This is a genomic window from Mixta sp. BE291 (assembly GCF_031457955.1).
Lineage (GTDB): Bacteria > Pseudomonadota > Gammaproteobacteria > Enterobacterales > Enterobacteriaceae > Mixta.
This window is the reverse complement of sequence record NZ_JAVDXN010000004.1, coordinates 441,969-456,603: the sequence shown is the minus strand read 5'-3', so window position 1 is coordinate 456,603 and position 14,635 is coordinate 441,969. Positions and strand designations below refer to the sequence as shown.

General features: G+C 53.7%; 12 protein-coding genes. 8 read left to right on the top strand and 4 right to left on the bottom strand.

The genetic code is table 11. The features are described 5' to 3' along the window. The first annotated feature begins 34 nt into the window (after window positions 1-34). On the top strand, window positions 35-2,584 hold the full coding sequence (gene mrcA, locus J2X14_RS12150; protein WP_352411476.1) for a peptidoglycan glycosyltransferase/peptidoglycan DD-transpeptidase MrcA: 2,550 nt from the start codon (window positions 35-37) through the stop codon (window positions 2,582-2,584). A gap of 70 nt (window positions 2,585-2,654) precedes the next feature. Here the strand turns inward: mrcA and nudE are convergent, their stop codons facing one another. Next, complete coding sequence (gene nudE / locus J2X14_RS12145) at window positions 2,655-3,221, bottom strand: ADP compounds hydrolase NudE (protein WP_352411475.1); 567 nt, start codon at window positions 3,219-3,221, stop codon at window positions 2,655-2,657. 407 nt (window positions 3,222-3,628) lie between these two features. Between nudE and J2X14_RS12140 the strand changes: the two genes are divergently transcribed. The 6 genes from J2X14_RS12140 (at window position 3,629) to pckA (ending at window position 10,994) form a co-directional block, all read left to right on the top strand. After that, window positions 3,629-5,767, top strand: a complete 2,139-nt coding sequence (locus tag J2X14_RS12140) for an intracellular growth attenuator family protein (protein WP_352411474.1) — start codon at window positions 3,629-3,631, stop codon at window positions 5,765-5,767. Window positions 5,768-5,816: 49 nt separating this feature from the next. Beyond that, complete coding sequence (gene yrfG, locus J2X14_RS12135) at window positions 5,817-6,497, top strand: GMP/IMP nucleotidase (protein ID WP_352411473.1); 681 nt, start codon at window positions 5,817-5,819, stop codon at window positions 6,495-6,497. Between the two features lie 16 nt (window positions 6,498-6,513). After that, entirely contained in the window at window positions 6,514-6,915 is a 402-nt protein-coding gene (gene hslR / locus J2X14_RS12130; RefSeq protein WP_352411472.1) for a ribosome-associated heat shock protein Hsp15, read from the top strand. Between the two features lie 26 nt (window positions 6,916-6,941). Further along, a complete protein-coding gene (gene hslO, locus J2X14_RS12125) occupies window positions 6,942-7,820 on the top strand; it encodes an Hsp33 family molecular chaperone HslO (protein WP_352411471.1) in 879 nt (292 codons plus the stop codon). 259 nt (window positions 7,821-8,079) lie between these two features. Then, window positions 8,080-8,784: a type III secrection system effector, WxxxE family gene (locus J2X14_RS12120; protein ID WP_352411470.1), complete on the top strand. Its 705-nt coding sequence runs from the start codon at window positions 8,080-8,082 to the stop codon at window positions 8,782-8,784. 590 nt (window positions 8,785-9,374) lie between these two features. Beyond that, window positions 9,375-10,994, top strand: a complete 1,620-nt coding sequence (gene pckA, locus J2X14_RS12115) for a phosphoenolpyruvate carboxykinase (ATP) (RefSeq protein WP_352411469.1) — start codon at window positions 9,375-9,377, stop codon at window positions 10,992-10,994. 68 nt (window positions 10,995-11,062) lie between these two features. Here the strand turns inward: pckA and envZ are convergent, their stop codons facing one another. Together envZ and ompR are read right to left on the bottom strand one after the other, a co-directional pair. Beyond that, complete coding sequence (envZ, locus tag J2X14_RS12110; protein ID WP_352411468.1) at window positions 11,063-12,439, bottom strand: two-component system sensor histidine kinase EnvZ; 1,377 nt, start codon at window positions 12,437-12,439, stop codon at window positions 11,063-11,065. Beyond that, on the bottom strand, window positions 12,436-13,155 hold the full coding sequence (gene ompR, locus J2X14_RS12105) for an osmolarity response regulator transcription factor OmpR (RefSeq protein ID WP_038629697.1): 720 nt from the start codon (window positions 13,153-13,155) through the stop codon (window positions 12,436-12,438). The genes envZ and ompR overlap by 4 nt, the downstream gene beginning before the upstream one ends. Window positions 13,156-13,693: 538 nt before the next feature. On the opposite strand from ompR, the gene yjbE reads away from it, so the two are divergent. Continuing rightward, window positions 13,694-13,933, top strand: a complete 240-nt coding sequence (gene yjbE / locus J2X14_RS12100) for an exopolysaccharide production protein YjbE (RefSeq protein ID WP_352411467.1) — start codon at window positions 13,694-13,696, stop codon at window positions 13,931-13,933. 138 nt (window positions 13,934-14,071) lie between these two features. Here yjbE and greB read toward each other — a convergent pair whose 3' ends face one another. Then, complete coding sequence (gene greB, locus J2X14_RS12095) at window positions 14,072-14,572, bottom strand: transcription elongation factor GreB (RefSeq protein ID WP_352411466.1); 501 nt, start codon at window positions 14,570-14,572, stop codon at window positions 14,072-14,074. Window positions 14,573-14,635 lie beyond the last annotated feature (63 nt).

Here is a 14,635-nt window from a genome sequence, read left to right as displayed (position 1 = left end):
AACTGCCCAAACGACATTAAATGGGAAATCTCAGGTGAAGTTCGTAAAGTATTTATTGATTCTTGCAGTGTGTTGCATTTTGTTGGGCGTCGGCTCGGTTTACGGGTTGTACAAATATATTGAGCCGCAGCTGCCGGATGTGAACACATTGAAAGATGTGCGTCTGCAGACGCCAATGCAGGTCTACAGCGCCGATGGCGAACTGATTGCGCAGTATGGCGAAAAGCGTCGCATTCCTTTGACGCTGGCGCAGATGCCGCCTGAGCTGGTGAAAGCCTTTGTCGCCACGGAAGATAGCCGCTTCTATGAGCATCACGGCGTCGATCCTATCGGGATTTTCCGTGCAGCCAGCGTGGCGCTGATTTCCGGGCACGCTTCCCAGGGGGCGAGCACCATTACGCAGCAGCTGGCGCGTAATTTCTACCTCAGCCCTGAACGCACGCTGATGCGTAAAATCAAGGAAGCCTTCCTCGCGATTCGTATTGAGCAGCTGCTGAGCAAAAATGAAATCCTCGAGCTTTATCTCAATAAAATTTACCTTGGCTACCGTGCGTATGGCGTCGGCGCGGCGGCGCAGGTCTATTTCGGCAAAAGTATCGATCAGCTCACCCTGAGTGAAATGGCGATGATTGCCGGACTGCCGAAAGCGCCCTCCACCTTTAACCCGCTCTATTCTCCTGCGCGTGCGCTGGGACGCCGTAACGTGGTGCTGTCGCGCATGCTGGATCAGAACTACATTACGCAGCAGCAATATATTCAGGCGCGCAGTGAGTCGTTGGAAGCCAGCTATCATGGCCCGGAAATCGCCTTCTCCGCGCCTTACCTCACAGAAATGGTGCGTCAGGAGATGCTGAAGCGCTACGGCGATGACGCTTACAACGATGGCTTTAAGGTTTACACCACCGTGACCCGTAAGCTTCAGCAGGCGGCGCAGGAATCCGTGCGTAATAACGTGCTGGATTACGATATGCGCCACGGCTATCGCGGCCCGGCCAATATTCTGTGGCGCGTGGGCGAATCCGCCTGGGATCATACGCGTATTGTGAAAACCCTGAAGGCTCTGCCGGTTTATGGCCCGCTGTGGCCCGCCGTTGTCACCAACGCTAACAATAACGAAGCCACGGCGCTGATGCGTGACGGCAGCAGCGTCTCGCTGACGATGGAAGGCGTTCGCTGGGCGCGTCCGTACCGCTCTGATACGCAGCAAGGCGCTACGCCGCGCAGCGTGTCGCAGGTGTTGCAGCCGGGACAGCAGATTTGGGTTCGCAAAGTGGAAAACAGCTGGTGGCTGGCGCAGGTGCCGGACGTTAACTCTTCGCTGATTTCGCTGGATCCGCGTGATGGCGCAGTGCGGGCGCTGGTCGGCGGCTTTGACTTTAATCAGAGTAAATTTAACCGTGTTACCCAGTCGTTGCGTCAGGTCGGCTCGAACATTAAACCGTTCCTCTACACCGCCGCTATGGATCGTGGTCTGACGCTGGCCTCGATTCTTAACGATGTGCCGATCTCGCGCTGGGATGCGGGCGCAGGTTCTGACTGGCGGCCCAAAAACTCCCCGGCGACCTATGACGGCCCGATCCGTCTGCGTCAGGGATTAGGACAATCGAAAAACGTGGTTATGGTGCGTGCCATGCGTGCGATGGGCGTCGATTACGCCGCAGAGTATCTGCAACGTTTCGGCTTCCCGGCGCAAAATATCGTGCATACCGAATCGCTGGCGCTGGGCGCGGCCTCGTTTACGCCGCTGCAAATGGCGCGCGGCTATGCGGTGATGGCCAACGGTGGTTTCCTCGTCGATCCTTATTTCATTAAAAAGATTGAGAATGAAAACGGCGAAGCGCTGTTTGAACATCAGCCGCGCGTCGCCTGTCCGGAATGCAATCTGCCGGTGATTTACGGTGAGACGAAGAAATCTCTGGCGCTGGGTGAGGAAAGCGTAGAGAACGTGGCGGTTTCCGAGGAAAACCCCAATCCTGGCGTGCCGCAACCGGCGCTGCAACAGGTGGGTGCCGATCAGCCTGATGCGGCCCAGCAGTACGCGCCGCACGTGATCAATACGCCGCTCTCGTTCCTGATTAAAAGCGCGCTGAACACCAATATTTTTGGCGAGCCTGGTTGGATGGGCACCGGCTGGCGTGCCGGTCGCGATCTGAAGCGCAACGATATTGGCGGCAAAACCGGTACGACCAACAGCTCGAAAGATGCCTGGTTCTCGGGTTACGGTCCTGGCGTGGTGACCACTGTCTGGATTGGCTTTGATGATTTCCGCCGTAATTTAGGGCGCTCAACGGCCTCTGGCGCCATTAGCGATCAGATTTCAGGTTATGAAGGCGGAGCCAAAAGCGCGCAGCCAGCGTGGGATAGCTTTATGAAAGCGGCGCTGGATGGCGTGCCGGAGCAGCCGCTGACGCCTCCGCCGGGCGTGGTCACCGCAACGATCGATCGCAGCACCGGCAAGCTGGCGAACGGCGGCGGCAACACCCGTCAGGAGTTCTTTATTGACGGGACGCAGCCAACCGAATATTCGGTGCATGATGTCGGCACCACACTGATGGATAACGGCGAAACCCACGAGCTGTTCTGATAAACGGCACGCAAGTGATAAAAAAGGGGCGATCTTCGCCCCTTTTGCTTTTTTACTCGCCGACTCGCTGTCAGTAGCGAATACGCTGCTGCTTTGCCAGCCATTCACGCACCAGAAACAGCGCGCTGACGTTACGAGCCTCGTTAAAATCGGGCTCCTGCAACAGCGCCATCATATCCTCCAGCGGCCAACGGGTTACCGGCAGCGGCTCCGGCTCATCGCCTTCCAGCTTTTCGGGATAAAGCCCTTCCGCCACCACGATATTCATTTTGCTGGAAAAGTAAGAGGGTGCCATCGTGAGTTTGCTGAGCGCGTCCATCTGCTGCGCGCCGAAGCCCGCCTCCTCTTTTAGCTCGCGATTAGCGGCCTCGAATACCGTTTCGCCCGGGTCGATCAATCCTTTTGGGAAGCCCAGCTCGTAGGTTTCCAGACCGACAACATACTCCTGAATCAGCAACAGATGATTATCGATAATTGGCACAATCATCACCGCTTCACGTTCGGAAGGACGCATACGCTCATACACCCGCCGTTCGCCGTTACTGAACGCCAGATCGACCGACTCAATGGTAAACAGGCGAGAGCGGGCCACAGGCTCAACGTGTAAAATTTTGGGTTTCTCTAATTCTCTTGGCATGGGGGCCCCAGATAAAGCACGGTTAATCATTGCCAGCCGACGGTTGTGCTGAATAAAAAGCGGCAAAAAGACATTGTGCGACAGGCTTCACGGGAATCCAATCATCATATGGTTTAATTTACTTTTTTATAACAATCGTTTGCAATCGCTCAGAAAAAACTTTATCACGAAGTCAATAAGTGACAAGGAAATAGGATAATGCCGATGTTCACCTCGACCATGGCCCGCTAATATTCCGGCAAGGATTTTTGTATAATAGTTCTAATTTTATGATTTTGTGCGCTATTTTAGTTATCTGGTTGGTTGCCACTCATGCCCAATCCCGCCAAAATTAGTGAACTCCCTATAACTTAGCCCGGAGTGAGCAATCACAGTGACGGCAGCAGTTTGGCTGAAATGAGCATAGCATGAGCACAATTATCATTATTCTGGGTGTAATGCTTACCTGCTCAGTTATTGCAGGTATCTATTTTTGGTACGCTATGCGGCATCGTCCGCCGTTGGCGAAACCACTGCCATTTATCAATCCGCCTCATCGCCTCCTGACAAGCGAAGAGCGTGACGCCGTGGAGCGCTATCTCGATACGCTGGCAAAGAAGCAGCGCACCGTCCAGCCAGGCGGTGCCAGCGCCGCGCCGGAAGCGCTAACGCTCAGTTCGCAGAGCAATAAAGTTTATCCCGTTACCCGCGCTATTACCCGCTACGGGCTTTCAACCGACGATCCACAAAAGTGGCGTTACTATCTCGACGCGTTGGAGGTGCATCTTCCTCCGCTGTGGGAGCAGTACATTGCTGAAGAAAATTTCGTCGAGCTGATCAAAACCCACTCTATTCCGCTGGTGATCTCGCTTAACGGCCACTCGCTGGTGAACTATGCCGGGGAGCAGAGCATGCTGCCGACGGTAGTGAATCCCAGCGCCACAAATGCGTCAATTCGCCAGGAGCAGAGCGAAAATGTCGAGCTGCTTCAGGTACGTAAAGAGACGCCGGAAGAGCATTGCCTGTCACGCAGCGACGGCACGCGCGAAGCCACGGTGATCTGCTGCGGTCTGCTGCTGTTTTTTATTAGTCTACTGGCTCCGCTGATGTTTATGCCGTGGCTGGTCAGCGCCAGCGTGGCGATGATTCTGGTCAGCCTGTGGTTTATGTATCGACGTCCCAGCGAAAAAGATTTACGTGAAATCCACTGCCTGCGCGGCGCGCCGAAACGCTGGGGATTGTTTAGCGAATCCAATCAGGGGCAGGTCAATAACATCTCGCTGGGGATTATCGATCTGGTTTATCCGCCGCACTGGCAGCCTTACGTGACGCACGATCTGGGCCAAACCACCGATGTGGATATCTACCTGAACCGGCAGGTGGTGCGCCAGGGACGTTTTCTGTCGCTTCAGGATGAGGTGCGTAACTTCCCTATCCAGCGCTGGAAAAAGAATATGGTGCTGGCCTGCGGCTCTTTGCTGGTCCTGGCGCTGTTGCTTAGCTGGGTGCCTTTGGCGATGCCGCTAAAGCTTAGCATGGCCTGGTTGACCGGCTCCGAGCGCATCGAAGTTAATTCCGTGGCCGCGCTGGAAGAGGCCAGGCTGCACGTGGGCGACAGCCTGAAAGTCAGCGGCACCGGCATGTGTTCCGTGCCTGCCAGCTATCAGAGCAACCGCAATTACGCTTTTATGCCGTTTGATTGCTCAGCGATTTACTGGAATATGGCCTCTCCCCTGCCGCTGCCGCAGTCGGAAATCATTGATAAGGCCTCCGCGCTGTTGAATCTCACTAACCAGCAGCTGCATCCGCAAAATAATGTCGACAGCAAGCTTAACCCACAGCTCGCCACGGCGATCCAGAAATCGGGCATGATCCTGCTGGATGACTTTTCCGATGTGGTCTTGAAAGCGCAGGAGCTGTGCAGCCAACAGCAGGATTGTGTGCGCCTGAAAAATGCGCTGGTTAACCTGGGCAATGCCAAAGACTGGGAAACGCTGGTGAGCCGCGCATCGTCAGGATCGTTAAACGGCATGAACGTGCTGCTGCGTCCGGTCAGCGCCGAGGCGCTGGAGAATCTGGTGAACACCGCAACGTCAACGTTCTTTTATCGCGAGACCCATCGCGCCGCCGAAGCGTTGAACAGCCCACCGCCGGGCGGCTTCCTGATCGTCAGCGATGAAGGGCGTCAGCTGGTAAGCCATCCTCAACCCACCGTTTCGCTGTTTGATTTCAACGCGCCGGATCAGTGGAATGAACTGCAGCGGCTGGCGGGCATGCTGCTGCATACGCCTTTCAGCGCGGCGGGCATTATCACCAGTATCCACACCGACGCCAACGGCACGCAGCATATCGCTCTGCACAGCGAACCGAATATGCTGACGCTGTGGCGCTATCTCTGTACCTCGCTGCTGCTGGTGGTTCTGGGCCTGAGCGTGGTGGTTAACGGCCTGCTGGCGCTGAAACGCATCCATCGTAATCGCAAACGCATCGTGGAAATCCAGCACTATTACGATAAGTGTTTTAACCATACGCTGTCGCCGATGCCGGATATGCGTCCGCTGTTCTGAGCCACTTTCAACTGTGCTACCCTGTCGCCTTTCTTTTTCGGGAGGCGGCATGGAGATCAACATTAACTGGCACAATATCGATACCGTGCTGCTGGATATGGACGGTACGCTGCTCGATCTGGCGTTTGACAGCTATTTCTGGCTAACGCTGGTCCCGGAAAGCGTCAGCCAACAGCGTAACATCTCGCTGGCGGAAGCCAGCCAGTTAATCATGGCGAAGTATCAGGCGGTTCAGCATACGCTAAACTGGTATTGTCTGGATTACTGGAGCCGTGAACTGGAGCTGGATATCCGTGCCATGACCTGGGAAATGCGCAGCCGGGCGCGTTTGCGCGATGACACCCTTCCCTTTCTGCAGGCGCTACGCGCCAGCGGCAAGCGCACCATTCTGCTCACCAACGCGCACCCCTGGAATCTGGATGTAAAGCTAAAACAAACCGGACTCGGCCAGCACCTTGATTTATTACTTTCGACCCATACATTTGGCTTTCCGAAAGAAGATCAGCGCCTGTGGCAGGCCGTGCAGCAGCATACCGGTTTTGAAAACGCGCGCACGCTGTTCATTGATGACAGCGAACCGGTGCTGGATGCGGCAAAGCGCTGGGGTATCGCCTGGTGCCTTGGCGTCAGCAATCCCGATTCCGGTATGCCGATCAAAACCTTTGCTCAGCATCAGAGCGTGAGCGATTACCGAACGCTTCTCGGCGCGCTGGCGCGTGTCACGCAATAAACCGACGGGAGCAGTGATGAAAGAAAAAATCGCAGAAGGCGTCCGACTCGACAAATGGCTGTGGGCCGCGCGTTTTTATAAAACCCGTGCGCTGGCGCGTGAAATGATCGAAGGCGGAAAAGTTCACTACAACGGGCAGCGCAGCAAACCCAGCAAGCTGGTAGAGCTGAATGCGGAAGTGAAATTACGTCAGGGCAATGACGAGCGTACGGTGGTGATCTGCGCCGTGACCGATCAGCGTCGCCCCGCGTCTGAAGCACAGCTGCTGTATAGCGAAACGGCAGAAAGCGTTGAAAAACGCGAAAAGATGGCGCAGGCGCGCAAGATGAACGCGCTCACTATGCCGCATCCGGATCGTCGCCCTGATAAAAAAGAGCGCCGCGATCTGATGAAATTCAAATTTTCTGGCGACGAATAACGCGCCGCCAACACGAGAGAAAAACTATGGCTCATCAAGACCAAATGCATCGTTACCTGTTTGAAAACCACGCGGTGCGTGGCGAACTGGTTAACCTATCCGAGACATGGCGCGAAATCGTCTCCGGGCACGATTACCCGCAGCCGGTGCAACAGCTGCTGGGCGAACTGCTGGTCGCCACCAGCCTGCTGACCGCCACATTGAAATTTGAAGGCGACATTACCGTGCAGCTGCAGGGCGATGGCGCGTTAACCCTGGCGGTGATTAACGGCAATAATCGCCAGGAAATGCGCGGCGTGGCACGCGTCCAGGGCGATATCGCGCCCGGCAGCACGCTGAAAGAGATGGTTGGCAACGGCTACCTGGTTATCACCATTTCACCGGAAAAAGGCGAACGCTATCAGGGCGTGGTGGGTCTGGAAGGCGATACGCTGGCGGCCTGCCTGGAAGATTACTTTATGCGTTCCGAGCAGCTGCCGACGCGTCTGTTTATCCGCACCGGCGAGCACGAAGGCCAGGCGGGCGCTGCGGGCATTCTGCTGCAGGTGCTACCGGCGCAGGATACCGATAAAGAAGATTTCAACCATCTGGCGACGCTGACCGAGACCATCAAAACCGAAGAGCTGATTGGCCTGCCGGCGAATGAGGTGCTGTGGCGTCTCTATAACCAGGAAGAAGTGACCATCTATGAGCCGCAGAACGTCAGCTTCAAATGCACCTGCTCGCGCGAGCGTTGCGGCGAAGTGCTGAAAACGCTGCCTCAGACAGAAGTGGATCAAATTCTGCAGGAAGATGGACAGATCGATATGCACTGTGACTATTGCGGCAGCCACTATATTTACGATGCGGTAGATATCGCGGCGATCCGTAATGATTCCGGCAGCGCCAGCGACCAGATTCACTAAGATATCCGGCAAATTTATAAGGATCAGTTCGAAAATTTGGCTGCGCACAGGGCATTTTGTACGGGTCTGTGCGCGCCAATGCCTTCATCAGCGCGGCGAAACCCGGCTGCTCCGGTTTTTTCCGCGCTTCCATCTGCCAGGCCTCATACGCCTTCGGCAGCAGCGCTGTCATGCTGCGCCCCTAATAATCAATTTATGAAAGTTAAAAACATATCGCGTTGTTATTATCTTATTTCATGAAATTGACAGGGAAAATACAATGAAAACAGCATCGCCTCGAGTGCAAGATTTATTTAAACATTTCACAAATAAACAATGCAATGAATCTGACTTAAACTATCAACTCACTATAATCCAAGAAAAACCCAGTAACTTTATAAAGAGCCTGATAGGTACGCATAACACATACATTAAAATAACTGGCAGGTCACATGAAGTTTTAGTTGATTATAACAAAGCGTTAAAAGAGATTGGCAATGTATTAAAAGAATATATGAATGATGAGTGGAGAAAGCAAGAATGCGAGGTCTACATCCCTGCGCTGATTAACAAAGAGATAGATACTATAGCCAAAAATTCTGGCGAAAAAATTAGTTCACCCCAGAAGGACAGCATTCGCACAAAGGTTCTGGAAAATACATACTTAGCAAGTCAATTTAAAAATGCTGGAAATTTAAAGGCGGCAGCTCAAACGTCGATTGGGCAAACAACGGCTACGTATTTGATGAACGACAGTTCTTTGAAGAGTTTTTTTGAATCCGAAGCAATCTCACGGGAATTACAAGCTGAAATCACAGCGGCAATTACAAGTAAAATAGCCGATAGTGTGTATGAAAAAGTTACAGGCCAACCTGTTCAGAAAATCAGGGAAATTGTTCAACAAGAGGCCAGAAGAGTATTAAACCCACCTAAAAAGGTAGTTATTGATATGACTAATGTATTAGCCAGAACCTCAATTTCATAATCGTTAATAAAAGAGCTAAATGCCACCCAATTTTACCATTGTTATCGTCACATGTAGCGATGCGGCGGTATGTATTGGGTGCTTTGTACTGCTTATCTGCATAAAAACATTCAGTCTGCGGTCAAAAAAATAAATTATTGCGCTAAAAATTCACTGACCTTAAATGAACCGTCAGGAATGTAATGATAGTGGAAGAGGCGGGCCAGGCATGCGCTGGCAGTAAGCACCAATTAGCGGCTCAGCAGATGCAACTGACACAACGATGGACTGTTATGCGCATGACTCAGCGGCAAGAGGCGACGTTCCTCCCGCTTAAACAGAACGTTTACCCTTTGATAAAAAGGACATAATTAAAACGGCGTTTTATAAATCCCGCTGCGCTATCTATAACTTTTTATCAGATTTTGACGAATTTCTATAAAAAAACGTTCCGTCTCTCATTTCTGCCACTCTTTCCTTCCGCTGCTTATTGACAGTAGTAGACTGCCGAAATTGTAAAGCAACGTGAATCGCTTCTCGCGGCTTTACGGCAAGTGGCAGCAAGTCACCCCACATTTGTTGCAGTACAAATCGATTAAAGGAACAGTAATATGCGCCCTCATGGCCTGACGCCACAGGACCTCGTCGCTTATGGCATCACTGACACGGTTGAAGTCATCCATAATCCTGATTATGAAACTTTATTTAAGGAAGAAACCCAGCCCGGCCTTACCGGTTATGAGCGTGGTACGCTAACGCAATCCGGTGCCATCGCTGTGGATACCGGCATTTTTACCGGCCGCTCGCCGAAAGATAAATATATTGTGCGGGACGATACGACGCGCGATACCTTGTGGTGGAACGACCAGGGTAAAGGCAAAAACGATAATCAGCCTTTGTCGCAGGAAACCTGGGAAGCGCTGAAGGGTTGCGTCACCGGGCAGCTTTCCGGCAAGCGGCTGTTTGTGGTTGACGCCTGGTGCGGCGCCAATCCCGATACCCGTCTGAGCGTGCGCTTTATTACCGAAGTCGCCTGGCAGGCGCATTTTGTCAAAAACATGTTTATTCGCCCTGACGAAGCCAGCCTGGCCAGCTTTACCCCCGATTTTGTGGTGATGAACGGCGCGAAATGCACCAATCCCAACTGGCAGCAGCAGGGCCTGCATTCAGAAAACTTTGTCGCCTTTAACCTCACCGAAAAGATGCAGCTGATCGGCGGCACCTGGTACGGCGGCGAAATGAAAAAGGGGCTGTTTGCGGTAATGAATTACCTGCTGCCGCTGCAGGGTATCGCCTCAATGCACTGCTCGGCTAACGTTGGCGAACAGGGCGACGTGGCAGTGTTCTTTGGCCTGTCGGGCACCGGGAAAACCACGCTTTCCACTGACCCGCAACGTCAGCTGATTGGCGATGATGAACACGGCTGGGACGATGACGGCGTGTTTAACTTTGAAGGCGGCTGCTACGCGAAAACCATCAAGCTGTCTGAGCAGGCGGAGCCTGAGATCTACCATGCTATCCGCCGTGATGCGCTGCTGGAAAATGTGGTGGTGCGCAGCGATGGCACCATCGATTTTGATGACGCCAGCAAAACCGAGAACACGCGCGTCTCTTATCCTATTTACCATATCGATAACATCGTTAAGCCGGTATCGAAAGCGGGCCACGCGAAAAAGGTGATTTTCCTGACCGCCGATGCGTTTGGCGTGCTGCCGCCGGTCTCGCGTCTCTCTTCCGATCAAACCCAGTATCATTTCCTTTCTGGCTTCACGGCCAAGCTGGCAGGGACTGAGCGTGGCGTCACCGAGCCGACCCCTACCTTTTCCGCCTGCTTCGGCGCGGCGTTTTTAACGTTGCATCCAACAAAGTATGCGGAAGTGCTGGTGAAACGTATGCAGGATGCGGGCGCGGAAGCCTGGCTGGTTAACACCGGCTGGAACGGCACCGGTAAACGCATTTCGCTGAAGGACACGCGAGCAATCATCAACGCGATTCTTAGCGGTGAACTGGAACAGGCAGAGACCCAAACGCTGCCGATTTTCAATCTGGAAATGCCGTTGGCGGTGCCGGGACTGGATGCGCATATTCTTGACCCGCGCAATACCTGGCAGGATCCCGCGCAGTGGGAAAGCCGCGCGCAGGATTTGGCGCAGCGCTTTATCAACAACTTTGAAAAGTATACCGATACGCCTGCGGGCGCCGCGCTGGTTTCAGCCGGGCCGCAGCTTTAACGCTATCGCCTGAACAAAACCCCCGCCATTTGGCGGGGGTTTTTCTTTGCTGACGCAGAACCTTCAGGCTAGTCGCCTTTAGGCAACGCGAGCGGGGTCACCGTGCCGCCAGCGGCAGGCGGCGCTTCTGATAACGGTAGCCAGGCGCGAATGCGCAGGCCGCCGCGTTCGCTGACGCCAATATCCAGCGAGCCCTGATGCGCATCAATAATACGCTGCACAATCGCCAGCCCCAGCCCGGTGCCGCTGGTGCTGCGTGCGCTGTCGCCGCGCACAAACGGCTGTAGCAGATGCTTTAACTGCTCCGGCTTAATGCCCGGCCCGTCATCTTCCACCTGGAACCAGGCGCGCTGTAGCTCATAACCGCTGCTTACCTTAATCCAGCCGTTGCCGTAACGCGCCGCGTTAACCACCATATTCGCCGCCGCTCGCTTAATCGAAAGCGGATTGATATCCAGCATCAGCTCTTCGGGCATGACCGCATCTTCGATTTCGCGCTCATAGCCACTTTCAGCCGCGACGACTTCATTCAGCACGGCGTTTAAATCTGCACGTTCGGTCTGCATCTCCTGGCCGGTGCGCAGATAATCAATAAACTGTTCGATAATGGCGTTGCACTCTTCAATATCCTTATTGATCGACTCCGCCAGATAGCCATCTTCCTCGCCCATCATCTCGGTTGCCAGACGAATACGGGTTAACGGCGTGCGTAAATCGTGGCTCACGCCCGCCATCAGCAGCGTACGGTCGTCCGCCAGCTGCTTCACGCCTGAGGCCATCTGGTTGAAGGCGCGCGTCACCGAGCGCACCTCCGAGGCGCCATATTCCCGTAGCGGCGGCGGAATAATGCCTTTACCCACCTGTAGCGCCGCATGTTCCAGATCCACCAGCGGACGGTTCTGAATACGAATAAATAGCCAGGCGCCGCCAATCGCCAACAGCATTATCGCCAGCGTATAGCGGAACAGCGGCGAAAAGTCGCCCTGATGAATTTCCGTCAGCGGCACGCGCACCCAGATATCCGGCGACAGCCAGGTTTTTAGCCAGACCACCGGCGAGTTTTTATTCACTTCTACCCGCACATCGGTTGGCCCGCCAAGCTGACGCGCCATCTGGTCGCTTAAAAACTGATAGTGCTGCGCCCAGCGTAATCCGCTCTCCTCCGCCGCTGCATTGGTATACAGCGAAATCCCCAGTTCGCGATAGATTTCGCGCCGAAATGCAGGCGGCACTTCCAGCTGCGTGCCATCCTCCAGCTGCAGCCGGTCGGTCATTAACATGCGCACTTCATACGCCAGCACCTTGTTAAACTGCTGCAGGCTGGGAAGAATGGCAAAGTTAAGCACCACCAGATAGGTGGTCACCAGGCTGACAAACAGCAGCGTCACGATCAGCAGCAGCGTGCGTGCAAACGAACTGCGGGGAGAAAAGCGGAGCCGCCTCATGCTTTAGTGCCGTCCGGGACAAAAACGTAGCCCAGGCCCCAAACGGTCTGGATATAGCGCGGATGCGCCGGATCTTCTTCCACCATGCGGCGCAGGCGTGAAATCTGCACGTCGATAGAACGTTCCATGGCGCTGTATTCACGGCCACGGGCAAGGTTCATCAGCTTATCGCGCGACAGCGGCTCACGTGGATGGCTTACCAGCGCTTTCAGCACCGCAAACTCGCCGCTGGTTAACGGCATCGGCTCATCTTCACGAAACATTTCGCGCGTGCCGAGGTTCAGCTTGAACTTACCGAAGGCGATAACCGCTTCTTCCTGCGAAGGCGCGCCCGGCAGTTCATTGGCCTGACGACGCAGCACGGCACGAATTCGCGCCAGCAGCTCGCGCGGGTTAAACGGTTTCGGAATATAGTCGTCCGCGCCGATTTCCAGCCCAACAATGCGATCAACCTCTTCGCCTTTTGCCGTCACCATAATGATCGGCATCGGGTTACTTTGGCTACGCAAGCGACGACAAATCGACAGGCCATCTTCGCCTGGCAACATCAGGTCAAGCACCATCAGGTGGAAGGATTCGCGGGTTAACAGGCGATCCATTTGCTCGGCGTTAGCGACGCTGCGCACCTGAAAACCCTGTTCGGTCAGATAACGCTCCAGCAAAGCGCGCAGGCGCATGTCATCATCGACGACCAGAATTTTGTAGTTTTCTTGCATTTCGATACTCCCAAAGGCGCTATTGCCTGAGCCGGTATTGTTAAAAAAGAAGCGTAACTGTGACAGTCATTAATGGTTTATATTCTAGCCGAAATTGTTACAAAGCATATTAAACAGCGGCTTATATCGCATTTATTCCGTTTTTACCCTACAGAATAGCAAGCTGCCGTTCGATCCGTCTTTTCTGAAATACGCCAACAAACTCTGCCCACCACTGGCTCATAACGTCGTAAAGATGCTTTTGTAGTGACAAAACAGCAGCTTAGCCTGCCCCGTTCCGTTCGTTGTACGCCAGTGCTGCTTTATTAAACTGTCAGGTGTCACTTTACTGCGCCCTGACTCCAACTATTAGCAGAAAAAACTGGTATTTATTTTATTACCGTTACGCTGAGCCAGGAATATTCGCAGCGGGTGAATTATCGATCCAGTGATAATTCAAGTTAAGGTTATTCGTTAGAAAACAACGCTTTTCAGCACCAGCCTGTCAAACCTATATTCTTCCCGTCAAACGTTGTTTATTTATCAGCCGGGAATAAATATGAACAAGATAATGTTGATTTGCTCGCTGGCTCTGTTTGCCAGTGGATATGTCATGGCTAACGAGCCGACAGGCGGCACCGCTGCTGGCGCTCAGGCGACCACCGAAGCGAAAGGCGCATCCGATGCCGAAGGCGTCGCCGTTGTTGGCGCGTTACTGGGCCTGGCGCTTGCAACCGCAGGCGGCGGCGACGGTTCCAGCACGGCCACCACAACCACCACCAGCACCATTCCGCATTAATATTTATTAAGGCACTACCGCAGTTTAAACATGATAAGAACTTTGTTGCTGTTGTCTTTCGCCATCGGAGAATAAGCGTTGCCCGGGCTTTGTTAAAAAAGTCATTATTCTCCGCTTCTTTTTATGCGGCGGCAGGCGTTAAACCGCGTGGTTGTTATCTTCTCCCTGACGATAATCGATGCGGTTAATAAACCAGATTTTTTCCCCTTCCGGCGTTATCACGCTGACTTCGTCATCCACTTCCTTTTTAATCAGCGCACGCGCCATCGGCGAATCCACGGAGATATAGTTTTTTACCTCGCCGTAAATTTCATCCGGGCCGACAATGCGAAAACACTTCACCTCGCCCTGTTCGTTCTCCACTTCCACCCAAGCGCCGAAAAAGACTTTACCTTCCTGCTGCGGGGAATAATCAACGATTTTCAGTTCCGCCAGACACTTACGCAGATAGCGCACCCGCCGATCGATCTGGCGCAGCAGCCGCTTGTTGTAGGTATAATCCGCGTTTTCCGAACGATCGCCCAGGCTCGCCGCCCAGGAGACGATTTTCGTAATCTCCGGGCGCTTCTCCTTCCACAGATGATCGTGCTCGGCCCTGAGCTTGTTATAACCTTCACGGGTAATCAGTTGCGTCTTCACACACCCATCCTGTCTGCTAAACCTAACGGTCCGACGGCCTTGCGCCGCCCTCTGCCGCTAATG